General features: G+C 62.0%; 24 protein-coding genes. 12 read left to right on the top strand and 12 right to left on the bottom strand.

The window, feature by feature from the left end:
- The first annotated feature begins 142 nt into the window (after positions 1–142).
- Positions 143–1,711 carry a SulP family inorganic anion transporter gene (locus INT12_RS06875; protein WP_193058796.1) on the top strand — a complete coding sequence of 523 codons (1,569 nt, stop codon included), beginning with the start codon at positions 143–145 and terminating at the stop codon, positions 1,709–1,711.
- A gap of 52 nt (positions 1,712–1,763) precedes the next feature.
- Here the strand turns inward: INT12_RS06875 and aroE are convergent, their stop codons facing one another.
- Together aroE and hemF are read right to left on the bottom strand one after the other, a co-directional pair.
- Positions 1,764–2,582, bottom strand: a complete 819-nt coding sequence (gene aroE / locus INT12_RS06870; protein WP_017848973.1) for a shikimate dehydrogenase — start codon at positions 2,580–2,582, stop codon at positions 1,764–1,766.
- On the bottom strand, positions 2,582–3,514 hold the full coding sequence (gene hemF, locus INT12_RS06865) for an oxygen-dependent coproporphyrinogen oxidase (RefSeq protein WP_017848972.1): 933 nt from the start codon (positions 3,512–3,514) through the stop codon (positions 2,582–2,584). The genes aroE and hemF overlap by 1 nt, the downstream gene beginning before the upstream one ends.
- A gap of 160 nt (positions 3,515–3,674) precedes the next feature.
- On the opposite strand from hemF, the gene INT12_RS06860 reads away from it, so the two are divergent.
- On the top strand, positions 3,675–4,652 hold the full coding sequence (locus tag INT12_RS06860; protein WP_017848971.1) for an NADPH:quinone reductase: 978 nt from the start codon (positions 3,675–3,677) through the stop codon (positions 4,650–4,652).
- Positions 4,653–4,783: 131 nt separating this feature from the next.
- Here INT12_RS06860 and INT12_RS06855 read toward each other — a convergent pair whose 3' ends face one another.
- The 3 genes from INT12_RS06855 to INT12_RS06845 all read right to left on the bottom strand — a co-directional run bounded on the left by INT12_RS06855 (position 4,784) and on the right by INT12_RS06845 (position 7,330).
- Positions 4,784–5,341, bottom strand: coding sequence for an L-threonylcarbamoyladenylate synthase (locus INT12_RS06855; protein ID WP_017848970.1), 558 nt, complete (start codon positions 5,339–5,341; stop codon positions 4,784–4,786).
- Between the two features lie 54 nt (positions 5,342–5,395).
- The gene (gene dprA / locus INT12_RS06850) at positions 5,396–6,490 is read right to left on the bottom strand and encodes a DNA-processing protein DprA (RefSeq protein WP_169884422.1); all 1,095 of its coding nucleotides are present in this window, start codon (positions 6,488–6,490) and stop codon (positions 5,396–5,398) included.
- A 63-nt stretch (positions 6,491–6,553) separates the two neighbouring features.
- Positions 6,554–7,330 carry a hypothetical protein gene (locus tag INT12_RS06845; RefSeq protein WP_057004926.1) on the bottom strand — a complete coding sequence of 259 codons (777 nt, stop codon included), beginning with the start codon at positions 7,328–7,330 and terminating at the stop codon, positions 6,554–6,556.
- 135 nt (positions 7,331–7,465) lie between these two features.
- Here INT12_RS06845 and def point away from each other — a divergent pair, with 135 nt between their 5' ends.
- The 5 genes from def to INT12_RS06820 all read left to right on the top strand — a co-directional run bounded on the left by def (position 7,466) and on the right by INT12_RS06820 (position 12,029).
- Positions 7,466–7,972 carry a peptide deformylase gene (gene def / locus INT12_RS06840; RefSeq protein ID WP_017848967.1) on the top strand — a complete coding sequence of 169 codons (507 nt, stop codon included), beginning with the start codon at positions 7,466–7,468 and terminating at the stop codon, positions 7,970–7,972.
- A 69-nt stretch (positions 7,973–8,041) separates the two neighbouring features.
- Complete coding sequence (gene fmt / locus INT12_RS06835; RefSeq protein ID WP_017848966.1) at positions 8,042–8,995, top strand: methionyl-tRNA formyltransferase; 954 nt, start codon at positions 8,042–8,044, stop codon at positions 8,993–8,995.
- On the top strand, positions 8,992–10,302 hold the full coding sequence (gene rsmB, locus INT12_RS06830; protein WP_193039966.1) for a 16S rRNA (cytosine(967)-C(5))-methyltransferase RsmB: 1,311 nt from the start codon (positions 8,992–8,994) through the stop codon (positions 10,300–10,302). Before fmt ends, rsmB begins: the two co-directional genes overlap by 4 nt.
- 22 nt (positions 10,303–10,324) lie before the next feature.
- Entirely contained in the window at positions 10,325–11,698 is a 1,374-nt protein-coding gene (gene trkA / locus INT12_RS06825) for a Trk system potassium transporter TrkA (protein ID WP_017848964.1), read from the top strand.
- 19 nt (positions 11,699–11,717) lie between these two features.
- Positions 11,718–12,029 (top strand): tetratricopeptide repeat protein, encoded by a 312-nt coding sequence (locus INT12_RS06820; protein ID WP_193039965.1) that lies wholly within the window; start codon positions 11,718–11,720, stop codon positions 12,027–12,029.
- Positions 12,030–12,152: 123 nt separating this feature from the next.
- Here the strand turns inward: INT12_RS06820 and INT12_RS06815 are convergent, their stop codons facing one another.
- Entirely contained in the window at positions 12,153–13,040 is an 888-nt protein-coding gene (locus tag INT12_RS06815; protein WP_017848962.1) for a lysophospholipid acyltransferase, read from the bottom strand.
- Positions 13,041–13,080: 40 nt separating this feature from the next.
- Positions 13,081–13,638, bottom strand: coding sequence for a DNA-3-methyladenine glycosylase I (locus INT12_RS06810; RefSeq protein ID WP_017848961.1), 558 nt, complete (start codon positions 13,636–13,638; stop codon positions 13,081–13,083).
- 81 nt (positions 13,639–13,719) lie between these two features.
- Between INT12_RS06810 and glyQ the strand changes: the two genes are divergently transcribed.
- The 4 genes from glyQ to INT12_RS06790 all read left to right on the top strand — a co-directional run bounded on the left by glyQ (position 13,720) and on the right by INT12_RS06790 (position 18,116).
- Positions 13,720–14,673 carry a glycine--tRNA ligase subunit alpha gene (gene glyQ / locus INT12_RS06805; protein ID WP_003213601.1) on the top strand — a complete coding sequence of 318 codons (954 nt, stop codon included), beginning with the start codon at positions 13,720–13,722 and terminating at the stop codon, positions 14,671–14,673.
- Positions 14,670–16,724, top strand: coding sequence for a glycine--tRNA ligase subunit beta (gene glyS / locus INT12_RS06800; protein ID WP_057004924.1), 2,055 nt, complete (start codon positions 14,670–14,672; stop codon positions 16,722–16,724). Before glyQ ends, glyS begins: the two co-directional genes overlap by 4 nt.
- Positions 16,724–17,263, top strand: coding sequence for a D-glycero-beta-D-manno-heptose 1,7-bisphosphate 7-phosphatase (gene gmhB, locus INT12_RS06795; protein WP_169850580.1), 540 nt, complete (start codon positions 16,724–16,726; stop codon positions 17,261–17,263). Before glyS ends, gmhB begins: the two co-directional genes overlap by 1 nt.
- Positions 17,264–17,345: 82 nt before the next feature.
- Positions 17,346–18,116, top strand: a complete 771-nt coding sequence (locus INT12_RS06790; protein WP_017848958.1) for a lysophospholipid acyltransferase family protein — start codon at positions 17,346–17,348, stop codon at positions 18,114–18,116.
- A 182-nt stretch (positions 18,117–18,298) separates the two neighbouring features.
- Here INT12_RS06790 and INT12_RS06785 read toward each other — a convergent pair whose 3' ends face one another.
- Positions 18,299–20,572 (bottom strand): CHASE2 domain-containing protein, encoded by a 2,274-nt coding sequence (locus INT12_RS06785; protein ID WP_193039964.1) that lies wholly within the window; start codon positions 20,570–20,572, stop codon positions 18,299–18,301.
- 437 nt (positions 20,573–21,009) lie between these two features.
- Between INT12_RS06785 and INT12_RS06780 the strand changes: the two genes are divergently transcribed.
- The gene (locus INT12_RS06780) at positions 21,010–21,732 is read left to right on the top strand and encodes a response regulator transcription factor (RefSeq protein WP_017848955.1); all 723 of its coding nucleotides are present in this window, start codon (positions 21,010–21,012) and stop codon (positions 21,730–21,732) included.
- 32 nt (positions 21,733–21,764) lie between these two features.
- Here the strand turns inward: INT12_RS06780 and INT12_RS06775 are convergent, their stop codons facing one another.
- The 4 genes from INT12_RS06775 to INT12_RS06760 all read right to left on the bottom strand — a co-directional run bounded on the left by INT12_RS06775 (position 21,765) and on the right by INT12_RS06760 (position 24,978).
- The gene (locus INT12_RS06775) at positions 21,765–22,694 is read right to left on the bottom strand and encodes a LysR family transcriptional regulator (protein WP_017848954.1); all 930 of its coding nucleotides are present in this window, start codon (positions 22,692–22,694) and stop codon (positions 21,765–21,767) included.
- A 114-nt stretch (positions 22,695–22,808) separates the two neighbouring features.
- Positions 22,809–23,582, bottom strand: a complete 774-nt coding sequence (locus INT12_RS06770; protein WP_193039962.1) for an SDR family oxidoreductase — start codon at positions 23,580–23,582, stop codon at positions 22,809–22,811.
- A 283-nt stretch (positions 23,583–23,865) separates the two neighbouring features.
- A complete protein-coding gene (locus tag INT12_RS06765) occupies positions 23,866–24,216 on the bottom strand; it encodes a hypothetical protein (RefSeq protein WP_046381569.1) in 351 nt (116 codons plus the stop codon).
- A gap of 414 nt (positions 24,217–24,630) precedes the next feature.
- Positions 24,631–24,978 (bottom strand): hypothetical protein, encoded by a 348-nt coding sequence (locus INT12_RS06760; RefSeq protein WP_017848951.1) that lies wholly within the window; start codon positions 24,976–24,978, stop codon positions 24,631–24,633.
- Positions 24,979–25,031: the final 53 nt, after the last annotated feature.

Genomic DNA, 25,031 nt, shown 5'->3' with positions numbered 1-25,031 from the left:
TGTGGGAGGGAGCTTGCTCCCGATAGCGGCGGATCAGTCACTACATCATTGACTGTCAGTCCGCGATCGGGAGCAAGCCCCCTCCCACAAAAAGCCGGTGTGTACTGATACCCTGAGCCAAACCTTTCAACCCGAGTTTGCGATGCTCCGGCCCAACCGCCACACACTCTTCCCCTTCCTCAGTTGGCTGCCGCGCCAAACCCGCGCCAGCGTCGGCCGGGACGCGATCGTCGGCCTCAGCGGCGCGGTGCTGGCCTTGCCGCAGTCGATTGCCTACGCGCTCATCGCCGGTCTCCCACCGGAATACGGCCTGTACGCCGCGATCATCCCGGTGCTGATCGCGTGCCTCTGGGGTTCGTCCTGGCACCTGATCTGCGGCCCCACGGCGGCGATTTCCATCGTGCTCTACGCCAGCGTCAGCCCCCTGGCCGTGCCGGGTTCACAGGACTACATCACCTTGATCCTGCTGCTGACCTTCCTCGCCGGGGTGTTCCAGTGGTTGCTCGGCCTGCTGCGCTTCGGCGCGCTGGTGAATTTCATCTCCCATTCGGTGGTGCTGGGGTTCACCCTCGGCGCCGCCGTGGTGATTGCCCTCGGCCAACTGCCCAACCTGTTGGGCCTGGATTTGCCGAGCCAGGCCACGGCGATCAACAGTCTGATGACACTGATCGAGCACGGCGGCGAGTGGGACCACGCCTCACTCGCCCTGGGGCTCGGCACCTTGCTGGCGGGCGCGCTGCTCAAGTACCTGCTGCCGCGCTGGCCGACGCTGTTGATCACGCTGGCGCTGGGCAGCCTGGCCGCCTGGCTGTGGCCGGCGATATTCGGGCAGGTGGCGCTGGTCAGTGCGTTTATCGGCAAGCTGCCGCCATTCAGCCCGTTGCCGCTGGACCTGGACATGCTCTTGCGCCTGCTGCCCAGCGCCGTGGCGGTGGGTATGCTCGGGCTGGTGACCAGCCTGTCGATCGCGCGCTCGCTGGCGGCGCGCTCACAGCAATTGCTCGACGCCAACCAGGAAGTTCGAGCGCAGGGTTTGTCCAATATCGTCGGCGGATTTTTCTCCGGCTACCTGTCGGCCGGCTCCTTCACGCGCTCCGGCCTCAGCTATGAAGCAGGCGCCTGCTCGCCGCTGGCGGGGGTGTTTTCCGCCCTGTGGGTGGCGTTGTTCGCACTGTTTGGTGCAGCGCTGATCGCACATATACCGATCCCGAGCATGGCCGCGAGCATCCTGCTGATCAGTTGGGGCCTGGTGGATCATCGGGGCATTCGTGCGTTGTTCCGGGTCAGTCGCGCCGAGTTTGTGGTGATGAGCCTGACCTGCATCGCCACGTTGCTGCTGGAGCTGCAAACCGCGATTTACGCCGGAGTGCTGGCCTCGTTGTTTTTCTACCTCAAGCGCACCTCGCAGCCGCGGGTTCAACAATGGCGCGACGGCGAGGAAGAGGTGTTGCGGGTCGGTGGCTCGATCTTTTTCGGCGCCAGCCATTACCTGCAAGTTCGCCTGCAAAGCCTGCAGAGTGAGCGGGTGGTAATCGAAGCGCAGCAGATCAACTTTATCGACTATTCCGGGGTGGAGATGCTGCACCAGGAAGCGCGGCGATTAAGGGCGATGGGCCGTAGCCTGACCTTGCGCCGGGCCAGGCCGCAGGTCGTCGAGGAGTTGAAAAAGCTGGAAGGCGCCGACAACTGCCCCATCCATTTCGAAGACTGAATGCGGTCAAACAGGTGGGAGGGGGCTTGCTCCTCCCACCTTTCGAGTTGCCTCAAGCCAATTGGCGGCGCAGTTCGGCCAACACCGGCGCCGAATCCGGACGCACGCCGCGCCACAGGAAGAACGCTTCCGCCGCCTGCTCCACCAGCATGCCCAGGCCATCCATCGCCACCGCCGCGCCGTGTTCCGTGGCCCAGCGGCAGAATGCGGTCGGTTCCTTGGCATACATCATGTCGTAGCAAAACGTTTTGCCCGGCGCGATCAAGCTGCCTGCAATCGGCGGTACATCGCCTGACAGGCTGGCGGAGGTGGCATTGATGATCACGTCCACCGGCTCACACAGCCAGTCGAAACCACTGGCAGACACCGGGCCCAAATCGTCGAACAACTCGGCGAGCATTTCGGCTTTTTCCACGGTGCGGTTGGCGATGATCAGCGACGCCGGCCGCTCGGCCAGTAACGGCTCCAACGCCCCGCGCACTGCGCCGCCAGCGCCGAGCAACAGGATGCGTTGCCCTTGCAGGTGCAGCCCGGCATTCACCGTCAGGTCGCGCACCAGGCCGGCGCCGTCGGTGTTATCGCCCAGCAGGCTGCCATCGGCCAGCTTGCTCAGGGTGTTCACCGCCCCGGCGCGCTCGGCGCGTGCGGTGAGGGTGTCGGCCAGGCGGTAGGCGTCTTCCTTGAACGGCACCGTGACGTTGGCGCCACGGCCTTGTTGAAAAAACTCACGGGCAAACCCGATGAAATCCTCGAGCGGCGCAAGCAGAGCGCTGTAGTCCAGTTGCTCGCCGGTCTGCTCGGCGAACATGCGGTGGATCAACGGCGACTTGCTGTGGCCGATGGGGTTGCCGAACACCACATAACGGTCCATCAGACCGCCGCCTTGGGCGCAGCCACGCCGAGCCAGTCGCGGTCTTGCAGGAAGTAGTCGGTGAGGCGCGCTTCTTCGCTGCCGGCCTCGGCTTTCCAGTCGTAGCTCCAGCGCACCTGGGGCGGCAGCGACATCAGGATCGACTCGGTACGCCCGCCCGACTGCAGGCCGAACAAGGTGCCACGGTCGTAGACCAGGTTGAATTCAACGTAGCGACCACGGCGGAATTCCTGGAATTCGCGCTGCTGTTCGGTATAGGCCTGGGCCTTGCGGCGCTGCACGATCGGCAGGTAGGCGTCGATGTACGCATCGCCGATGGCACGGATGAAGGCGAAGCAGGTGTCGAAGTCCCACTCGTTCAAGTCATCGAAGAACAGGCCGCCGATGCCGCGCGGTTCGTTGCGATGCTTGATGTAGAAGTAGGTGTCGCACCAGGCCTTGTAGCGCGCATAAACGTCGGCGCCGAACGGCGCACAGGCCTGTTCGGCCACGCGGTGCCAGTGGATGCAGTCTTCTTCGTTGGCGTAATAGGGCGTGAGGTCGAAGCCGCCGCCGAACCACCACACCGGCTCTTCACCTTCTTTTTCAGCGATGAAAAAGCGCACGTTGGCGTGGGAAGTCGGTACATGCGGGTTGTGCGGGTGAATCACCAGCGACACCCCCAGCGCTTCAAACCCGCGCCCGGCCAGCTCGGGGCGATGCGCGCTGGCGGACGGCGGCAGGCCGCTGCCAAACACGTGGGAAAAGTTGACGCCGCCTTTTTCGATCACCGTACCGTTTTCAATCACACGGGTGCGACCGCCGCCACCGGCTGGCCGGGTCCAGGCGTCTTCGATAAAGCGAGTGTCCGTCTCGAAGGTTTCCAGGGCGCTGCAAATACGGTCTTGCAGATCAAGCAGATAGGCTTTAACAGCCTCGGTGCGGGTAGTCATGGCATCACCTTGAATCGGGCAAAGCTACGCGAGGCCATTGGGCGTCGGCGGCAAATGGGCGCACAGGATACCACCGCACTCAGCTCCGTCGCAGTTGACGAAGATCAAGCTTAGGAGTCCGATAGGGGGCTACCCGAATTCAAACCCAGGAGAAGTGCAGATGGCCAAACGTATCCAGTTCAGCGTCCATGGTGGCCCTGAGGTGCTTGAGTACGTGGACTACACGCCAGCAGAACCTGGCCCACAGCAAGTTCGCGTGCGCAACGCGGCCATTGGCCTGAACTTCATCGACACCTACTTCCGCAGTGGCTTATACGCGCCGCCGGCCTTGCCGTCGGGCCTGGGCGCCGAAGGTGCCGGTGTGGTCGACGCCGTGGGCAGCGAGGTCAGCCAATTCAAGGTCGGCGACCGCGTGGCCTACGGCAGTGGGCCATTGGGTGCCTACAGCGAACTGCACGTGTTGCCCGCAGCCAACCTGGTTCACCTGCCGGACGACATCAGCTTCGAACAAGCCGCCGGCGCGATGCTCAAGGGCCTGACCGTGCAATACCTGCTGCGCCAGACCTATGAGTTGAAGGGTGGCGAAACCATCCTGTTCCACGCCGCAGCCGGTGGCGTGGGCTCCCTGGCCTGCCAGTGGGCCAAGGCCCTGGGCGTGAAGCTGATCGGCACGGTCAGTTCGCCGGAAAAAGCCGCCGTGGCCAAATCCCACGGCGCCTGGGCAACCATCGACTACAGCAAGGAAAACGTCGCACAGCGCGTGCTGGAATTGACCGACGGCAAGAAATGCCCGGTGGTGTACGACGGCGTCGGCAAGGACACCTGGCTGACCTCGCTGGACTGCGCGGCGCCCCGGGGGTTGGTGGTGAGTTTCGGTAACGCCTCGGGCGCGGTGGACGGGGTGAACCTGGGGATTCTGGCGGCCAAGGGCTCGCTGTATGTCACCCGGCCGACCCTGGCGACCTACGCCAGCAACCCCAAGGACTTGCAGGCCATGGCCGATGATCTGTTCTCGATGATCCAGAGCGGCAAGGTACGCATCGATATCAACCAGCGCTTCTCGCTGGCGGAAGCGGCCAAGGCGCAGACGGAACTGTCGGCGCGGCGCACGACCGGGTCGACCATTCTGTTGCCGTAAGGCTTGGGGTTTCTGGCGTGGCTAAGGGCGCCATCGCGGGCAAGCCCGGCGCCTACATTTGACCGTGTTGTCATGACGGACACCGATCGAATGTGGGAGCCGGGCTTGCCCGCGATAGCCACGCCACGGTCTCAGGACGGCCGCACAACCTCACCCGTCACCAGATCGCGAATCAGGCTCGGGTTCTTGCGCCCACCGAGGGCGCCACCCAACACCAGATCGACCTGGCCACGGAAGTACTGCTCGACGCGAATCCGCGTGCGGGCGGCCGGGCGGCCCTGGGGGTTGGCCGAGGTGGAAATCAATGGCCCGACCAATGAGCACAAGTCGCGCACCAGCGGATGATCGCTGACCCGTAGCGCCACGGTGTCGTGCTCCCCCGTGACCCATTCCGGCAACAGGTCCTGATGAGGCACCAGCCAGGTGTTCGGCCCCGGCCAGGTACTGGCCATGCGGTCGATCCAATCCTGCGGGAAGTCTTCGAAGAGAAAATCGAACTGGCGGATAGTATCCGCGACCAGGATCAGGCCCTTATCCACCGAGCGGTTCTTGATCGCCAGCAGCCGGTCCACCGCCGCTTCGTTCCACGGGTCACAGCCCAGGCCCCAGACCGCCTCGGTCGGATAGGCAATCACCGCGCCTGCGCGAATTTCTCGTGCGGCTTCCAGCACACGCCACCTGTTGACCATTACTCACTCTCCGGACTAAAGCTCTGCGCAGTTTACCGATCTTCCCTGCAAAACCTAGCAGCGCGCGAGCCAACGCCCGCTTTCGCAGATCACCTGGCCTTCCAGCTCCAACTCGGTGAGGGTCGCCAGCACCTGGGACAACGGCCGCCCGCTGGCAATCGCCAGGGCTTCGCTGGTGTGGGGCGCCGCATGCAGCAGTGCGACCAGTGGATGAGTCGCCGGCAGCGGCACCGGACACGGCAGCGCCTGCCAGCCGCGCAAGCCTTCAAGAATGTGCTCGATGGTTTCCACCAACACCGCGCCGTCGCGGATCAGCTGATGACAACCCTTGGCCGCGGGATGATGGATCGAGCCGGGAATCGCGTACACCTCGCGCCCTTGCTCGGCGGCGAGCCGCGCGGTGATCAGCGAACCGCTGGCGATGCCGGCTTCCACCACCAGCACGCCCAGCGACAGACCACTGATGATGCGGTTGCGCCGGGGGAAATTGCCGGCCTGGGGCGCGGCGTCCAGCGGAAACTCGGAAACCACCGCGCTGCCCTGGGCAATCATCGCGGCCGCGAGGCGTCGGTGGCGCTGTGGATAAAACTTTTCCAGGCCGGTGCCGAGTACGCCAATGGTCTGCCCGCCGACCTCCAGGGCCGCTTGATGCGCCGCGCCGTCAATGCCCAGGGCCAGGCCGCTGGTGATGACGAAACCGGCACTCGCCAGGCTGCGGGAAAAGGCGGCGGCGGTGTCCATGCCGGGGCGCGATGCGCGACGGCTGCCGACCATGGCCAACTGGGGTTTTTCCAGGATCGCAGGGTCGCCGGCGACGAATAACAACGGCGGTGCGTCATCGATCTGGGCCAGCAGTGCGGGGTACTCAGGCTGGTCCCACATCAGCAAATGCTGGGCCGGACGCGCCAGCCAGGCCAATGCGACACTCGCGCCCTCGCGGACTTCATGACTGCGCCGGGCCTCGGCGCTGACGGCGGGCAAGCCGAGCGAACGCCAAGCGCTGGCCGGCGCGCTGAGCGCCTTCGAGGCGCAGCCGAACGCGTCGATCAACCGGCGAAAACGCTTCGGGCCCAGTTCCGGCAGCCTGTGCAAGCGTAGCCGGGCTTCCAGTTCTGCCGGGGAAATTTCACTGCTGTTTATCGGATACATCTGATCATCCTTGACCGGAACAAGCTGTGGATAACTCTGTTGGTAACTTATTTAGCAGCCTATTTATTGCGTTTGACGGGCCGTCTCGAAACGGTCCATCACCGCCAGTGGCCGCGAGGCATTGAGGACCAGGCCGTAACTGAGTTTTTCGTAGGTGCGAAACACCAGCAGCATGCCGCCGTACTCATCGGCCAGCTTCACCGGAGCGCCGCTGAGAGCGTCGCGTACCGTGGCGCCGGTCTTGATCACATTCAGCCGTTGGCCGTCGACCAGGCCGTCGCGGCGGCCTTTATTCAGGGTCACGGCATCCAACACGCCGATCTGCGTCACGCCCTTGGGCACGTCGATGATGCGCCCTTCGATAAACGGCGCGGCCTGCGGGCCTTCCAGGCTGGCCAGCGCAACCGGCGGTTCGGCACGCAGCAAGCGGTCGCCGGGGCGCACTTCCTGGGTGACCCGTTGTACGGCAAGGGTGGTCAGGTCGCCGGCCATCACCCAGTGCGCGGTGCCGATGTCATCGGCGTGGATACCCAGTAACTCCTGGGTTTTGGGGTCGGTGTAGACCTTGCCTCGGCGGAAAATCCCATAGCTTGGCTGAGCCGGGTCCAGGACGCCGCGGGCATGCACGCGCTCGCCATTGGCCCCCAGCACTCGCCCGGCCTCAGCCGCGACAACGTAGGGCGCGTTATCGAGATCGAGGGGCGAATCGAGGATGCGATTGTGTAACAAAAATCGCTGGATGGCCTGTTGCGTCGGTTGATCCAGGCGCGGGCCGGGCGATGGAAGCAGGGCCTGGGCGAACGGCGCCCAGAGCAGCAAGACGAGTAGCGATTTCCTCATGGGGTGAATCTCCTTTATTATGTACGTTCGCGTGAAACGCCATAGCCTTCGCGGCTTCCGAGCGTTCCACACCGGCCGTGCGGGTCCATCCCTACGCCGATTTGCCTTTACCTCACATGTGCAGCAATTACGCTTATGGCTATTTTGAACATCCTCGAATTCCCCGACTCGCGCCTGCGCACGATCGCCAAACCGGTGGCCGTAGTGGACGATAAGGTTCGTCAGTTGGTCGATGACATGTTTGAAACAATGTATGAAGCCCCGGGCATCGGCCTCGCCGCGACCCAGGTCAACGTGCATCAGCGTGTCGTGGTGATGGACCTGTCCGAAGATCGCAGCGAGCCACGGGTGTTCATCAACCCCGAGTTCGAAGCGCTGACCGACGAAATGGGCGAATACCAGGAAGGCTGCCTGTCGGTGCCGGAGTTCTACGAGAACGTCGAGCGCCCGGTGCGCGTGAAGATCAGGGCCCTGGACCGCGACGGCAAGCCCTTCGAGCAGGTTGCCGAAGGCCTGCTGGCGGTGTGTATCCAGCACGAATGCGACCACCTCAACGGCAAGCTGTTTGTCGATTACCTGTCCACGCTCAAACGTGACCGGATCAAGAAGAAGCTGGAAAAAAAGCACCGCCAGCAAGCTTGATGCCCTTCTTCCAAAGGCTTGCTGCGGCAAGCCTTTTTCTTTTGTGACTGCTTTTAACCGAGAACGCCCATGACCGAGCCACTGCGCATTGTTTTTGCCGGCACACCCGAATTTGCCGCCGAACACCTCAAGGCCCTGCTCGCCAGCCCTTATGACATCGTCGCGGTGTACACCCAGCCGGATCGCCCGGCCGGTCGCGGGCAAAAACTGATGCCGAGCCCGGTCAAGCAACTGGCGCTGGAGCACCACATTCCCGTGCTGCAACCGCCGACCCTGCGCAACGCCGAGGCCCAGGCCGAGTTGGCCGCACTGAAACCGGACCTGCTGGTGGTGGTGGCCTATGGCTTGATCCTGCCCCAAGTCGTCCTGGACATCCCGCGCCTGGGTTGCATCAACAGCCATGCCTCGCTGCTGCCACGCTGGCGCGGTGCGGCGCCGATCCAACGCGCCGTGGAAGCGGGCGACAGCGAAAGCGGCGTGACCGTGATGCGTATGGAAGCGGGCCTGGATACCGGCCCGATGCTGTTGAAAGTCAGCACCCCGATCACCGCCGAAGACACCGGCGGCAGCCTGCACGATCGCTTGGCCGAGATGGGCCCGCCGGCTGTGATCCAGGCGATTGCCGGGCTCGCTGCCGGCACCCTCGAAGGCGAGGTGCAGGACGACAGCCTGGCGACCTACGCGCACAAACTGAACAAGGACGAAGCACGCCTCGACTGGAACCGCCCGGCCGTGGAACTGGAGCGCCTGGTGCGCGCGTTCAACCCGTGGCCGATCTGCCACAGCACCCTCAACGGCGAAGCCTTGAAGGTTTTGGCTGCCACCCTGGCCGACGGCAAGGGCGCCCCTGGTGAAATCATCGGTGCCAGCAAGGACGGCCTGCTGGTTGCCTGCGGTGAACAGGCGCTGTGTCTGACGCGTCTGCAATTGCCCGGTGGCAAGGCGCTGAATTTCAGCGATTTGTTCAACAGCCGTCGTGAGAAATTTGCCGTAGGCACGCTTCTCGGGGTGGCCGCCCAATGAACCCGCGTCTGGCCGCCGCCAAGGCCCTGGCCGCCGTGCTCAACGGCAAGGCTTCGCTGAACAGTTCGCTGCCGACCCAGTTGGATAAGGTCGAAGACCGTGATCGCGGTTTCACCCAGGACCTCGCCTTCGGCACCGCGCGCTGGCAGCCACGGCTGTCGGCGCTGGCAGCCAAGCTGCTGCAAAAGCCGTTCAAGGCGGCCGATGTCGATGTAGAAGCGCTGCTGCTGGTAGGCCTCTATCAATTGCTCTACACCCGCGTGCCGGCCCACGCCGCCATCGGTGAAACCGTCGGCTGCGCCGAAAAGCTGAAAAAACCCTGGGCCAAAGCCCTGCTCAACGCCGTGCTGCGCCGCGCCCAGCGCGAAAGCGAAGCGCTGCTGGCCGAGCTGGAACATGACCCGGTGGTGCGTACCGCTCACCCGCGCTGGCTGCAAAAATCCCTGAAAGCCTTCTGGCCCGAGCAATGGGAAGCCATCTGCGCGGCCGACAATGCACACCCGCCGATGATCCTGCGGGTCAACCGTCGCCATCACCGCCGCGATGCTTATCTGCAATTGCTGACCGATGCGGGCATCGCGGCCGCGCCGTGCGTGTACAGCACCGATGGCATCGTGCTCGAAGCCGCCACCGACGTGCGCAGCCTGCCGGGCTTCGCCGAGGGCTGGATCAGCGTGCAGGACGAAGCCGCGCAACTGGCGGCCGACCTGCTCGACCTGGCCCCAGGCCAGCGCGTGCTGGACGCCTGCTGCGCCCCCGGCGGTAAGACGTGTCACATCCTGGAGGTCGAAAAAGACCTGGCCGGCGTCGTCGCCGTCGACCTGGAAGCCAAGCGCCTGGTGCGCGTGCGGGAAAACCTCGCACGCCTGGGCCTGAGCGCCGAGCTGATCGCCGCCGATGGCCGCGACACCGCCACCTGGTGGGACGGCAAGCCGTTCCAGCGCATCCTGCTCGACGCGCCGTGCTCCGCCACCGGCGTGATCCGTCGCCATCCGGACATCAAGCTGACCCGCCAACCCGACGACATCGCCGCCCTGGCCGTGCTGCAAGGCGAACTGCTCGACGCGTTGTGGCCGACCCTGGAAGTCGGCGGCATCCTGCTCTACGCCACCTGTTCCACCTTGCCCACCGAGAACACCGAGGTCATCGAAGCCTTCCTCGCCCGTACCAGCGGCGCGCGCGAGCTGGACCTCGCCACGGCAGCCGGCATCAAGCAGCCCCACGGGCGCCAATTGCTGGCACAGGAAGGCGGACACGATGGCTTCTACTACGCCAAACTGATCAAGATCGCCGCCGCACGCGGCTGAACGGTTCAAAGGGAGTAACCGGATGAAAATCATCATCCTCGGGGCAGGGCAGGTCGGTGGCACGCTGGCCGAGCATTTGGCCAGCGAAGCCAACGACATCACCGTGGTCGACACCGATGCCGAGCGCCTGCGCAACCTCGGCGACCGCCTGGACATTCGTACCGTGCAGGGTCGTGCGTCGTTTCCTACGGTGCTGCGTCAGGCGGGTGCCGACGATGCCGATATGCTGGTGGCCGTGACCAACAGCGACGAGACCAATATGGTCGCGTGCCAGGTCGCCCACACGCTGTTCCACACCCCGACCAAGATCGCCCGGGTGCGTGAAGCCGCGTACCTGACCCGCGCCGGCCTGTTCGACAACGACGCGATCCCGGTGGACGTGCTGATCAGCCCGGAGCAGGTGGTCACCCACTACATCAAGCGCCTGATCGAGATTCCCGGCGCGTTGCAGGTGATCGACTTCGCCGACGGCAAAGCGCAATTGGTCGCCGTGAAGGCCTATTACGGCGGGCCGTTAGTCGGCCAGCAACTGCGCCAACTGCGCGAACACATGCCGAATGTGGAAACCCGCGTCGCGGCGATTTTCCGGCGTGACCGGCCGATCCTGCCCCAGGGCGACACGGTGATCGAGGCTGACGACGAAGTCTTCTTCATCGCCGCCAAAGCGAATATTCGTGCCGTGATGAGCGAAATGCGTCGTCTCGATGAGACGTATAAACGCATCGTCATCGCCGGTGGCGGGCAGATCGGCGAACGCTTGGCCGAGGCCATCGAAAGCCGCTACCAAGTGAAGATCATCGAGATGAGCCCGGCGCGCTGCCGGCATTTGTCCGACACCCTCGACAGCACTGTAGTCCTGCAAGGCAGCGCCTCGGACCGCGACCTGTTGATGGAAGAAAACATCGCCGACGCCGATATCTTCCTGGCCCTGACCAACGATGACGAAGCCAACATCATGTCATCGCTGCTGGCCAAGCGGCTGGGGGCGAAGAAGGTGATGACCATCATCAATAACCCGGCGTATGTCGACCTGATCCAGGGCGGCGATATCGACATCGCCATCAGCCCGCAGTTGGCGACTATCGGCACCTTGCTCACCCACGTGCGCCGTGGCGATATCGTCAGCGTCCACTCCCTGCGCCGCGGCGCGGCGGAAGCCATCGAGGCGATCGCCCATGGCGACTCGAAGTCGAGCAAGGTGATCGGCAAGGCCATCCGCGACATCGGCTTGCCGCCGGGTACCACCATCGGTGCGATCATTCGCGATGAAGAAGTGATCATTGCCCACGACGACACGGTAATTGCCACCGGCGACCATGTGATCCTGTTCCTGGTGGATAAAAAACATATCCGCGATGTGGAGAAGCTGTTCCACGTGGGGTTGAGCTTTTTCTGATCAAACGGAGTACACCGACATGCTCGAATCCCTGGAGAAAATGCTGGCCAAGGGTGTGGATAACGCCCTGCTGCGCTTTGGGCTGGGCAAGGGTTATCTGGACCTGAAGGACAACGCCAAGGCGGCCGAGCATCTGCACAAGTGTGTCGAGTTTGATCCGAAGTATTCGGCTGCGTGGAAGCTGTTGGGGAAGGCGCACGTCGGATTGGGCGATCGTCCTGCTGCGCGACAGGCCTGGGAGAAGGGGATTGCGGCGGCTCAGGCCCATGGCGACAAGCAGGCCGAGAAAGAAATGATGGTGTTCCTGAAAAAACTCGACCGCAAGGCTTGAGCGGAACTCAAATGTGGGAGGGGGCTTGCCCCCGATAGCGGAGGTTCAGTCAAATATGCATTGGCTGACACACTGCTATCGGGGGCAAGCCCCCTCCCACATTGGTTTTGGGTTGCCTTTGAGTCAGTACCACCGCGCCTCACCCGGCGGGCGTTTCTTGAAGCGCTTCATGCTCCACATGTACTGGCTCGGGTAGGCGCCGACATAACGCTCCACCACCTTGCTCATCGCCGCGCAGGAGGTGGCGGTGTCGGTGCTGTACATGTCTTCCGGCGCTGCTTCCAGGATCACTTTGTAGCCTGAACCGTCCGGCAGGCGCAGGGCATGCAGGAAAACGCCGACCGCCTTGTGGCCCGCGAGCATGTTCGGCACGAACTTGCTGGTCAGCGCCTGGGTGGCGAAGAACGGCACGAAGATCCCCGCCGATTCGGCCGGCTCCGGGTCGGCCGGAATGCCCACCTGGCCGCCCTTGCGCACTTCCTTGATGACACTGAGGATGCCTTCCTTGGTGGACGCCGCCACGCGGTTGCCCAGTTGCACGCGTTGCTTGCGCAGCAGGTCATCCACCGCCTTGAGCTTCGGCGGGCGGTAGAAAATAATCGGTTTGCACTGGCTGCAATAGAAGTGGTTCAACACTTCCCAGTTGCCCAGGTGGCTGGTGATACCGACCACGCCTTTGCCCGAGGCCAGGGCTTCGTGGAGGACTTCCAGGCCTTCGACTTCGCGCACCAGGTCGATGGAGCGCTGGGCCGGCCAGATCCAGGCGCAGGCGCTTTCGGTCAGGGACTTGCCGATGTCCATCAGGCTGCGGCCCACCAGGCGCTCGCGCTCGGCCGGGTCCATGTCCGGGAAGCATTTTGAGAGGTTGATCCGCACCGTGTCGCGGGAGCGGTTGGGGGTTTTCCACATGATCCAGCCAATCGCCGAACCTACGGCTTGCACGGCGCGCCAGGGCAGCAGGGCAAACAACCGGAGAGCGCCTACCAGCAAGGCGCCTTTAAACTTTTCCACAGGTCACTCCTGATCGTGTGTGGTGCGCAAAGCACGCATTCTAACCGGCGTTGGCCAAGTCCGCGTAACGGTCGCAGTCCTGGGTGTGGTCCATGACCATGCCCGAGGCCTGCATGAACGCGTAGCAAATGGTCGGCCCGACGAAGGTGAAGCCGGCTTTTTTCAGCGCGCGGCTCATGGCCTCGGCTTCGGCGGTAATCGCCGGGACTTCGCTGCGGTCCTTGAAGTGATTGACCTTGGGCACGCCGCCGACAAACGACCACAGCAGCCCCACCGGGTCCTCCAGCGCCAACCAGGCCGCGGCGTTGCGGCGGGTGGCGTTGAGCTTCAGACGATTGCGCACGATGCCTGGGTCGAGCATCAACGCTTCGATCTCGGCATCGCTCAGCCGCGCCAGGCGCTGTGCATCAAAACCGAACAAGACCTTTCGATAATGCTCGCGTTTGCGTAAAACGGTGATCCAGGACAGGCCCGCCTGGAACCCTTCGAGCAAAAGTAACTCGAACAAACCCTGCGCATCGCGCAGCGGCGTTCCCCACTCCTGATCGTGATAAGCCATGTACAGCGGATCTTCAGAACACCAAAAGCAGCGTGGCATAAGGCTCCAGGGGATGGTGGCGCGGCCGAATCGGGTATACTCCCGCTCTTTAAATCGCAGCCCAAGTAACAGGTGAATTTCGTGAGCCAGCCTACGCCAGCCGTGCGTACCTTCCAAGACTTGATCCTCGCCCTCCAGCAGTACTGGGCCGAGCAAGGTTGTGTGGTACTTCAGCCCTACGATATGGAAGTAGGCGCCGGCACTTTCCACACCGCTACATTCCTGCGGGCCATCGGCCCGGAAACCTGGAACGCCGCTTATGTGCAGCCCAGTCGGCGCCCGACTGACGGCCGCTACGGCGAAAACCCGAACCGTCTGCAGCATTACTACCAGTTCCAGGTGGTATTGAAGCCGAACCCGGACAACTTCCAGGAGCTGTACCTCGGCTCGCTGAAACATGTCGGCCTCGACCCGTTGGTCCACGACATCCGTTTCGTCGAAGACAACTGGGAATCGCCGACCCTGGGCGCCTGGGGCCTGGGCTGGGAAGTCTGGCTGAACGGCATGGAAGTCACGCAGTTCACCTACTTCCAGCAAGCGGGCGGCATCGAGTGCTACCCGGTGACCGGCGAGATCACCTACGGTCTCGAGCGCCTGGCCATGTACCTGCAAGGCGTGGATTCGGTCTACGACCTGGTGTGGGCAGACGGCCCGTTCGGCAAAGTGACCTACGGCGATGTGTTCCACCAGAACGAAGTGGAGCAGTCGACCTATAACTTCGAACACGCCAACGTCGAGAAGCTGTTCGAACTGTTCGACTTCTATGAAAGCGAAGCCAAGCGCCTGATCGAACTGGACCAGCCGCTGCCGTTGCCGAGCTATGAAATGGTGTTGAAGGCGTCCCATACCTTCAACCTGCTGGACGCCCGCCGCGCCATCTCGGTGACCGCGCGCCAGCAATATATTCTGCGTGTTCGCACCCTGGCGCGTTCCGTCGCCCAAGCCTACCTGCTGGCTCGCGCCAAGCTGGGCTTCCCGATGGCAACCCCGGACCTGCGTGATGAAGTGTTGGCTAAGCTGGAGGCTGCACAATGAGTGCTCAAGATTTTCTGGTTGAACTGGGCACCGAAGAGCTGCCACCCAAGGCACTGAACACCCTGGCCGATGCGTTCCTGGCCGGTATCGAAAAAGGCCTGCAAAGCGCCGGCCTGAAGTTCGAGGCGAAAAAAGTCTACGCCGCGCCGCGTCGCCTGGCGGTGTTGCTGACCGCGCTGGAAACCCAGCAGCCGGACCGCAGCATCAACCTCGACGGCCCGCCACGCCAGGCCGCCTTCGACGCCGAAGGCAACCCGACCCAAGCAGCGCTGGGTTTTGCCAAGAAGTGTGGCGTCGAGCTGAGCGAGATCGACCAGAGCGGCCCGAAACTGCGTTTCAGCCAGGTCATCAAAGGCAAGCCGACTGCCAGCTTGTTGCCGACCATCGTCGAAGACTCCCTGAACGACCTGCCGATCCCCAAGCGCATGCGCTGGGGTGCGCGCAAGGAAGAGTTCGTGCGTCCGACCCAGTGGCTGGTGATGCTGCTCGGTGACCAGGTCATCGATTGCACCATCCTTGCCCAGAAAGCCGGCCGCGATTCCCGTGGTCACCGCTTCCACCACCCGCAAAGCGTGCGTATCACCGCGCCGGCCAACTACCTCAACGACCTGCGCGCCGCCTATGTGCTGGCCGACGCCAACGAGCGTCGCGAGCTGATCAGCAAGCGCACCGAAGAGTTGGCCCGCCTGCAGGAAGGCACCGCCATCGTGCCGCCAAGCCTGTTGGACGAAGTGACCGCCCTGGTTGAATGGCCGGTGCCGCTGGTGTGCTCGTTCGAAGAACGCTTCCTCGATGTGCCGCAAGAAGCGCTGATCACTACGATGCAGGACAACCAGAAGTACTTCTGCCTGCTGGACGTGGACGGTAAGTTGCTGCCGCGCTTCATCACCGTGGCCAACATCGAAAGCAAGGACCCGCAGCAGATCATCGCCGGTAACGAAAAAGTCGTGCGCCCGCGCCTGACCGACGCCGAGTTCTTCTTCAAGCAAGACAAGAAGCAGAAGCTCGAAGACTTCAACCTGCGCCTGCAAAACGTGGTGTTCCAGGAAAAACTCGGCAGCGTCTACGACAAAGCTGTGCGCGTTTCCAAACTGGCCGCCTACATTGCCCCGCGCATTGGCGGTGACGCTGCCTGGGCTGCGCGCGCTGGCCTGCTGTCCAAGTGCGACCTGGCCACCGAGATGGTCGGCGAGTTCCCGGAAATGCAAGGCGTTGCCGGTTACTACTACGCCCTCAACGACGGCGAGCCGGACGATGTCGCCCTTGCCCTGAACGAGCAGTACATGCCGCGCGGTGCTGGCGCCGAGTTGCCGAGCACCCTGACCGGTGCGGCCGTGGCCATTGCCGACAAGCTGGATACCCTCGTCGGGATCTTCGGCATCGGCATGCTGCCTACCGGCAGTAAAGACCCGTATGCCCTACGCCGTGCGGCCCTGGGCGTACTGCGGATCCTGATCGACAAGAAGCTCGACCTCGACCTGACCCAGGCCGTGGTGTTCGCGGTCGGCCAGTTCGGCGGCAAGGTCAAGCAAACCGGCCTGGCCGAGCAAGTGCTGGAGTTCGTGTTCGACCGCCTGCGTGCGCGTTACGAAGACGAAGGCGTGGACGTTTCGGTGTACCTGTCGGTACGTGCCCTGCAACCGGGTTCGGCGCTGGACTTCGACCAACGCGTGCAAGCCGTGCAGGCCTTCCGCAAACTGCCGGAAGCCGACGCCCTGGCTGCCGTGAACAAGCGCGTGTCGAACCTGTTGAGCAAGGCCGACAACCTCGGCAATGCCGATGTCGACCCAGGCCTGTTCGCCGATGCCAAGGAGTTCTCGCTGAACTCGGCCATCGCCAAGGCGGAAAATGCGGTGAAACCGTTGATCGCCGAACGCAACTACGCCGAAGCACTGGCGCGCCTGGCCACCTTGCGCGAGCCGGTGGATGCGTTCTTCGAAGCGGTGATGATCAATGCCGAAGATGCCGGCGTGCGGAAAAACCGCTACGCCATGCTGGCGCGTTTGCGCGGTCTGTTCATCAACATCGCTGACATTTCCGTATTGGGCTGATCATGTTGAAACTGCTGATTCTCGATCGGGACGGGGTGATCAATTACGACTCCGACGCTTACATCAAGTCGGTGGAGGAATGGATCCCACTGCCCGGCGCGATCGAGGCCATCGCGCAGTTGAGCAAGGCCGGCTGGACGGTGGCCGTCGCCACCAACCAGTCCGGCATCGCCCGCGGCTACTACGACATCGCTACCCTGGACGCCATGCACGCGCGCTTGCGCACGTTGGTGGCGGAGCAGGGCGGTGAGGTGGGACTGGTGGTGTACTGCCCCCACGGGCCGGATGAGGGCTGCGATTGCCGCAAACCCAAGCCTGGCATGTTGAAAACCATTTCAGAACATTACAACGTGCCCCTGGCTGGGCTATGGTTCGTCGGGGACAGCCTCGGTGACCTGGAGGCGGCCAAAGCCGTCGACTCTCAGCCAGTTTTGGTAAAGACCGGGAAAGGCGAAAAGACCCAGGCGAAAAACCTGCCGGTAGGCACCTTGATTTTTGACGATCTGGCGGCGGTTGCCGCAGAACTTATCAACAACTAGCCGCCCTCGACTGCCTGACCAAGGACTGTTCGGGAGTGCGCCTTCAACAGGCGGGCTGTGTCCCGCAACGGTAAATGCCGCCATGTCGATTTTGCAGGCCATCAGAACCTTCTTCTTTTACCTGCTGTTGGGCACCAGTTCGTTTCTCTGGTGCACCCTGAGCTTTTTTATCGCGCCTTTTCTGCCGTTCAAGGCGCGCTATCGCTTCATCAACGTCTATTGGTGCCGCTGCGCGCTGTGGCTGACCAAGGTGTTCCTGAACATCCGCTTCGAGGTCAAGGGCGCGGAAAACGTCCCGGATCAGCCCTGCGTGATTCTGTCGAACCACCAGAGCACGTGGGAGACGTTCTTCCTCTCGGCGTACTTCTCGCCCCTGAGCCAAGTGCTCAAGCGCGAGCTGCTGTATGTGCCGTTCTTCGGCTGGGCGATGGCGATGCTGCGCCCGATCGCCATCGACCGCGACAACCCCAAGGCGGCGCTCAAGCACGTGGCCAAAAAGGGCGACGAGCTGCTCAAGGACGGCGTCTGGGTGCTGATCTTTCCGGAAGGTACGCGTGTGCCCTACGGCACCGTCGGCAAGTTCTCACGCGGCGGCACGGCATTGGCCGTCAACGCCCACCTGCCCGTGTTGCCGATTGCACATAATGCCGGCAAGTACTGGCCAAAAACCGGTTGGGCAAAACGTGCTGGCACCATCACCGTGGTGATCGGGGAACCGATGTACGCCGAAGGTGAAGGACCGCGTGCAATTGCCGCACTGAATGACCGCGCCGCCGCCTGGAATGAAGCCCAGCAACGCGCCATGGGTTCGCTGCCGCCGGAGCCGGTAGCGGTGGACACGCCGGTGGCCTGATCATCTGTGGATAACCTGTGTACGGTTTGTTGGCAAAATGGCATTTTCTCTTCATAACAAGATGATTTTATTAGATATTTCCTGATCTCATAAAAATACTAAAAACGTGCATAAGTTTTTTTTGGATAAAAAAACCGGTCCTTGAGACCGGTTTTTTATACACAGCGCAAAAGCACGTGTTGTCAGTCTTCCAACTGGGGCAGCTGCAGGGTGAATGTGGTGCCCTTGCCCACCACGCTTTCGCAACAGATACGGCCACCGTGCCGCTCCACAACGGCCTTGACCATGGTCAGGCCCAACCCAAGGCCTTCGCTGCCCTGGGCAGAATCGAAGCGGCGGTACTGGCTGAACAGTTCCGGCAAGTCCTTTGCCGCAATGCCCGGGCCCTGGTCGCTGATGCGACACTCCAGCCAACCTTGCGCGCTGCCGTGGCTCAACCTCACGGTGGTGCCGGCCGGCGAGTATTTGATCGCGTTCTCCAGCACGTTGAACAACGCGCGGGTGAGCAGGGATTGATCGGCCGACACCATGCCTTCATCCGCTTCATCCAGGTCGTGGATCAACTGGATGCCCTTGAGCTGCGCAATCACCGCCACCTGATCTAACGCATCCATCACCAGCATGGCAAACAGGCTTGGCTGGAAGTGGTAGCCGTCAGCCTCGGCTTTCGCCAGTTGTACGAACGATTCGGTGAGGCTCAATGCGCGTCGAACCTGCTGCTCGATCTGGGCAAACACCGGCGACTCCGCGTTATGCACATCCAGCAACGCGAGGATCGCCGAGTGCGGCGCACGCAGGTCGTGGGACAGGAAGCGCAGCATGGTTTCGCGGTGTTGCTGGGCTTCGCGCTCCTTGCTCAAGTCGGTCAGGCTGAGCAGCCAGCCGAGGGCGACATCGCCTTCGGCGGGCAGCAAGGGTGCGATTTCCATGCGCAGGCTGCGTTGGTGGATGTCCCGGAACTCGACGATTTCCAGGGCGGACAGGGCGGGGCGCACGCCGTTATGCAGGGGTGGATAACCCAGGTCGGCGAGCTGTTCGAGCAGGTTTTGGTTGACCAGGTCATTGCCGAATACTTCACGGGCAATACGGTTGGCCAACAGGATGTTGCCCCGCGGGTCGGTAATCAGGGTCGCCACCGGCAGGCACTCAAGGCCATCGGCCATGAAGCGTCGGGTGTCACGGGTGCGGCTGACGGCCTGCTCCAGGGCAAAGATGCGCCCTTGCAACACATCGCCTTTGTTCGCGGGCGCTCGGCGGCGTTCGGGCAGCACCTTGGGTTCGTTGTCCAGGCGCGCCAGTTCCCAGCCAAAGTAGGCAAGGATCACGCTCAGGCGGCGCCAGTTCCAGATCAGGTAGCTGAGCAACATACCGATCAGGCAAGCCGCGGGCGACCACCAATGGCCAAGGCGTAACAGCGCCCACGCGCCGAGCAACGCGCCGGCCATGCAACCCAAGGTCATCCACAGCGCGTAGCGTGGGCGGTACAGCAAAAGGCCGAGCAACAACGCCACCCAGGCCGTGGCGATCAGTGCCGCGAGCCAGCCGGGGAGGTCGACGATGCTGCGCTCCTGCAGCAAACCGTTGAGCACATTGGCCTGGATTTCCACACCGGCGGTGGTATCCGGAGTGGAGGAGAGCGGCGTCACAAAACGGTCCCCCAGCCCATAGGCGCTGGCGCCCACCAGGATCAGGCGGTCGCGCAGCAATTCGGCCGGCACTTCGCCGTGCAATACGCTGGCGTAGGACACACTGGGAAACCCATGCGGCTCAGACGTGGACGGGACGCGAACTCTATATTCCCGATGCCAGCGCTGACTGTTGGGTTGTTCGCTGCGTCCCGGCATTTGCGCGGTTTGCCCACTCAACGTATACGCCAGCCATGCCAACTGCGGCAGGGTGTTCCCAGGCGGGCCTTCACGCAGATACAGGCTGCGGACGGCACCGTCGCTGTCTGCTTCGACGTTGATATGGCCCAGCCCCTTGGCGCAATTGAGCAGCGGCAACAGTTGTTCGCCCGGCTGGCTCGCGCCGCCATCGCGTTCCAGGGGAAGCAAAACATTCCCGGCGTTGCACACGGCATTGGCCAGGCGCTGGTCATCCGTGGCGTTGCGCGGCTCACTGAAGATCACATCGAACAAGATACCCGTGGGTTGGGCAGCGCTCAGACGGTTGATGACGTCGGCATGCAGGCTGCGCGGCCATGGCCATTGGCCGAGCTTTTTCAGGCTCTGGTCATCGATGGTCACCAGCAAAATGCGTGGATCGACCGGCAGAGGGGTCAGGCGGCGCAGGTCGTCATACAGCGGGTTATTGAAGGCCAGGCCCGCACTTAAGGACAAATATGCAGTAAAGGGCAGCAACACCAGGCCAATCCACAGCCACTCCCGAAACAGACCATGGAACAACAACTGCGCCTGGGTGGGCTGGCGTTTTTCGGCCTTGCGCCACAGCATCACAGGGCGACCGCCAGGAACCCGCACCGCTGCTGAAAATGGACAGTTGAAGATGTCATAGACCCGGTTTCTCCCTCCAGGTGGTGCGCGGTGTGGTGCTGAACCCAGTGAAGCTCATTTTGATCGCCCCGGGGGTTTTCCTGAGTGCGTTCGTTGAAACATACCGTACATCGGGGCGCAGTATCAGCTACCCGCACGGCTATGCAATGCCAGCGGCACTGATCCTTTTCCTTACGCGCGGGAGTCGGTATCTTTCCCCCTGAGTCGCATGGTTTTTCAAAGCGTTAACGGCCCTTTGATATCAGCGTACCGAGAGATCCAAAGGGTCGTTGAATCTGAGCACAATTCTTCAGATTCAATGACTGGCATCTGCGCAGCAAGGACGCCCGCTCTTCGACCGGCCGACAGCTGAAATATTTCCAAGTAGAAAGGACCCACCCATGCGTGTCGCAATACTGGATGACGAACCCGCTGAATTGCAGCGGGTGGAACAGACACTGCGACAGATTCCCAGCAACCTGGAACAGCCCTGGTCTGTGCATTGCTTCGAACGCGGTGAAGACCTGCTGCGCCAACTGCGCCGGGAAACCTTCGACCTGCTGATCCTCGACTGGCAGCTGCCCGACATCAGCGGCATCGCCTTGCTGCGCTGGACCCGTGAACACATGGAATCGCCTCCGGCGGTGATCATGCTCACCAGCCGCGATGCCGAAAGCGATATCGTCACCGCCCTGAACAGCGGCGCCGACGATTACGTCAGTAAACCCTTTCGCCCGAATGAACTCAAAGCCCGGGTCAACGCCGTCCTGCGCCGCCACGGTCTGCAAAAGTCGGCGACGTCTGAAGTGCAAAGTTTCAACGACCTGACCTTTGACGACGCCGAACTGACCGTCACCCGCGCGGGCAAACCGATCAACCTGACCGAACGTGAATACCGCCTGGCCAGTTGCCTGTTCGCCAACCTGGCGCGGCCGTTGTCTCGCGAGTATCTGTATGAGCGGTTCTGGAGCCATGAAGAAATGGTCTCGTCGCGGCCGCTGGACACACATATCTATCGGCTGCGGAACAAGCTGGGGTTAACCGCGGATCGGGGTTGGCAGTTGTTGACGATCTATGGATACGGCTACCGGTTGGAGAGTGTGGCGGCCGCCTCAGCGGGTTAAAAATGCCGATGTTCCACGTGGAGCATTTGGCTTTATTGATGCAGAGGGACGTGGCGGCTATCTAAATACGGCCGCATCAATGCCTCGAACCACTCGTGGAACACATCCAGTCGCTGCGAACGCTGCCGGCGGTGCGGGTAGAGCAGGGATACCGGCATCGAAGCGGCACAGTAACTCGACATGACCTCCACCAGTTGTCGTGAGTCCAGCAGGTGTTGGACGTCAAAGCGCGGGATCTGGATCAACCCCAACCCTGCAAGGCAGCAAGCGATATAGCTTTCGGCATTGTTCACGATCACCCGGCTCGGCACGTCGAACCGCTGCACGCTGCCGTCGCCGGACAGGTATTCCCAAGGCAGTTCCTTGCCCGACTTCGGCGACGCATAGCCGATGGTCCAATGTCCGTCGAGTAGCTGCGCAGGCTGCTGAGGCTCTCCATGCTCAAGCAGATAGGCCGGGCTCGCACAATTGATCAAGGCAATCTGACCCAGCGGCCGCACCACAAGACTGCTGTCATGCAGTGCGCCAACGCGCACCGCGCAGTCCACACCTTCCTGCACCAGATCGATGGCCCGGTCGGTCGAACCCAAAATCAATTGAAGCAGGGGATGACAACGCAACAGGCCGGGCAGCGCTGGCGCGATGACGCGGCGGGCAATGCGGCTGGGCACATCGATGATCAGCCGGCCGGAGACTTGCCGCTGGCTGGCCTGGAATAACTGGTCGATGTCTTCGACGTTGCACAACACCGGGCGCACACGGCTGAGCAATTGCTCCCCATCGGGTGTCAGCCGTACCTGCCGCGTCGTGCGATGCAGCAGGCGCACGCCCAGCTGAGCCTCTAACTGCTGGATGGCCGCAGACACCGACGCTCGTGGCATCTCCAGCGCGTTGGCAGCTTTGATGAAGCTGCCCATCTCGGCCACTTTGGCGAATACGCGGTACTGGTCGAATCTGTCCATGATCTGCCCTGCCGATGGTCCCGACGTCAGCCTGCCCAGGGGCGCCTGCTCTGCGTCGATTGTACGGCGCCCCAGCAGCGGATGGCGACGAAGATCACACTGCGGATAATGGATTTACTTGGTGGTGTACCCACCATTGATGAGAATGGTCTGGCCGGTGATCCACCAGCCGTCACTGACCAGATGGCGAATGAAAGGCACCACGTCCTCGATGTCGGTCAGGCCTGTTTTGCTGAACGCCGAGAGCGCGGCGGCGGTCTTGTGATAGGCCACCGCGTCGGCGCCTTCGGCCGGGTAGAAGAACGGCGTATCCATCGGCCCCGGACCGACCGCTGTCACCGAAATACCGCGGGCGCCCAATTCCTTGGAGGCCGCTCGGGTGTAGTGTTCGACCGGCGCCTTGGTGCCGGCATAGGCGGCATAGAACGGCGTGAAGGCGCCCAGCAGCGACGTCACTATCGTGCAGATCTTGCCATGGTCGTTGAGGTGCTTGCCCGCTTCCTTGAGGAAGAAGAAAGCGGTCTTGGAGTTGACCGCGCTCATCTCGTCGTATTCAGCTTCACTCACCTCGGCCATCGGCTTTTTGAGCACCTTGCCAACGGTGTTGATGGCGATGTCGGGTTTGCCGACCGCGGCGATGGTATCGGCGAACAACTTCTCGATGGCGCCGGTCGTCGTCAGATCCCCCTGAAGCGCGACGGCCTGTGCGCCGCAGGCCTGAACGGCGGCGACCGTGGCATCGGCATCAACCTTGGACGCGGCGCTGTTGTAATGGATCGCAACAGCCTTGGCACCCTGTGCGGCCATGTCACGGGCGATGAGACCGCCAAGGTTCTTCGCGCCACCCGCGATGAGAACGACTTTGCCTTTAATGGAATGGTCTGCCATGGGGAATCTCCTTCACGAATCGTTGGAGAATTGAGATTAGGCCGCTTCAACGCGGCGATAAACCGTGGATGACTGGATGAATAATCCAGAAAAACACCCCAATCAGGCAGATTGGAGTGGGGAAGGTCACGTAATAAAAACCCGGATCGAATGCAAAAAAAGCCCGCGATTTGGCGGGCTCTTTTCGTGATGTTCAGCTAATCGATGAGGATTAGCCGAACCATCTATGTGTGCAACTCCACGGAGGGCCTGGAATGCTTGGGAAGACGCAGACGGGAGCCTCTTACTCCTCAGATGCCACCAGTCGCACACCTTTACGCGTGACCTGTTGCCCGACTTCAAAACGCCCATTGGGTGAGCGCACCGTACTAATCTCGCCTTGCGCGTTTTTCACTTCATAAGCGGTTTCAGACTTGCCAATGCCTCCTTGCACCGCGCTGCCGGCGAAAAAACCGCCAGCTGCGCCGACTAATGCTCCAATCGGACCGCCTACCGCGCCAACCATCATTCCGGTCAAAACGCCGACCCCCTTGCCGGCAGTTGTGTCGGGGACTACACGGATTATCTGGTCTGCCTGGCATAGCGGAGACAGCAGTGTACACAGGGTGAAACTGAGCGCGATTGTACGAGTCATGAGATTGTCCCTTTGGGGTTTGCGTTAAGTTCATTACCTAATACACAAACCGGGCCAACAATTTTATTGTTTAATATCAACTAGTTAAATAACAACACTGTCATTATGACCTAACTCGAAAAAGGTCATAATGACAAAGAAATAGTCAATATGACTTCCTATCGCCGGTTGAGGCAATTTCTTGAAGGGAGGGGTTGAACAGCGCTCAACGTTCTACAGAGCCGCTATGCCTCATGAGCGAAGATCGAGTTATTGCACTTGAGATAGCGTTGAAACGGTGATGGCGATCGACAGAAATAATGGAATTGATATTGATCAACTATGCAGACAATCAATTGGCGCGATAATCGCAACGGCGCAATGACTTGGGCTTTAACGTTCAAACCCCACATTGAGCGCCCTGGTTATCTGGAATCAAAAAGGCAGCGGCAGGGGAAGGGCAACGGCATTCAGATGGCCCAGGAAGAGAAAGCCCGAAACCAATACCGCGTTGATCGACCAGGCCACCGTGAGGAAACGAGCGATCTGACCGTAGAGGGGGTCACTGACATTATCCGCATTGCGCCATACCGCATTGAGCATGCACGCGGTGTAGGCCACAAAACCCAGCAGCATTAGACCAAACAGGGAGGGTGCAACTTTGTTGAAGGCGACCAGAATCAGGCCAAACAGTACATTGCTGAGCACTACCCCATAGAGCCAGAACACCACCCACAGCGCAGTGCTGCCCTGCGAGTTTACCCACTGCTGAAGCTTACTCATCACAACCCCCCTGGCTAGCTAATAGCCCGATCTTCCCTATAGGCCCGTACAGA

It is taken from the genome of Pseudomonas sp. K8, assembly GCF_014889455.1.
GTDB classification, from domain to species: domain Bacteria; phylum Pseudomonadota; class Gammaproteobacteria; order Pseudomonadales; family Pseudomonadaceae; genus Aquipseudomonas; species Aquipseudomonas veronii.
Note: the sequence above shows the minus strand (reverse complement) of the source record. Positions and strands in the feature narration are given on the sequence as shown.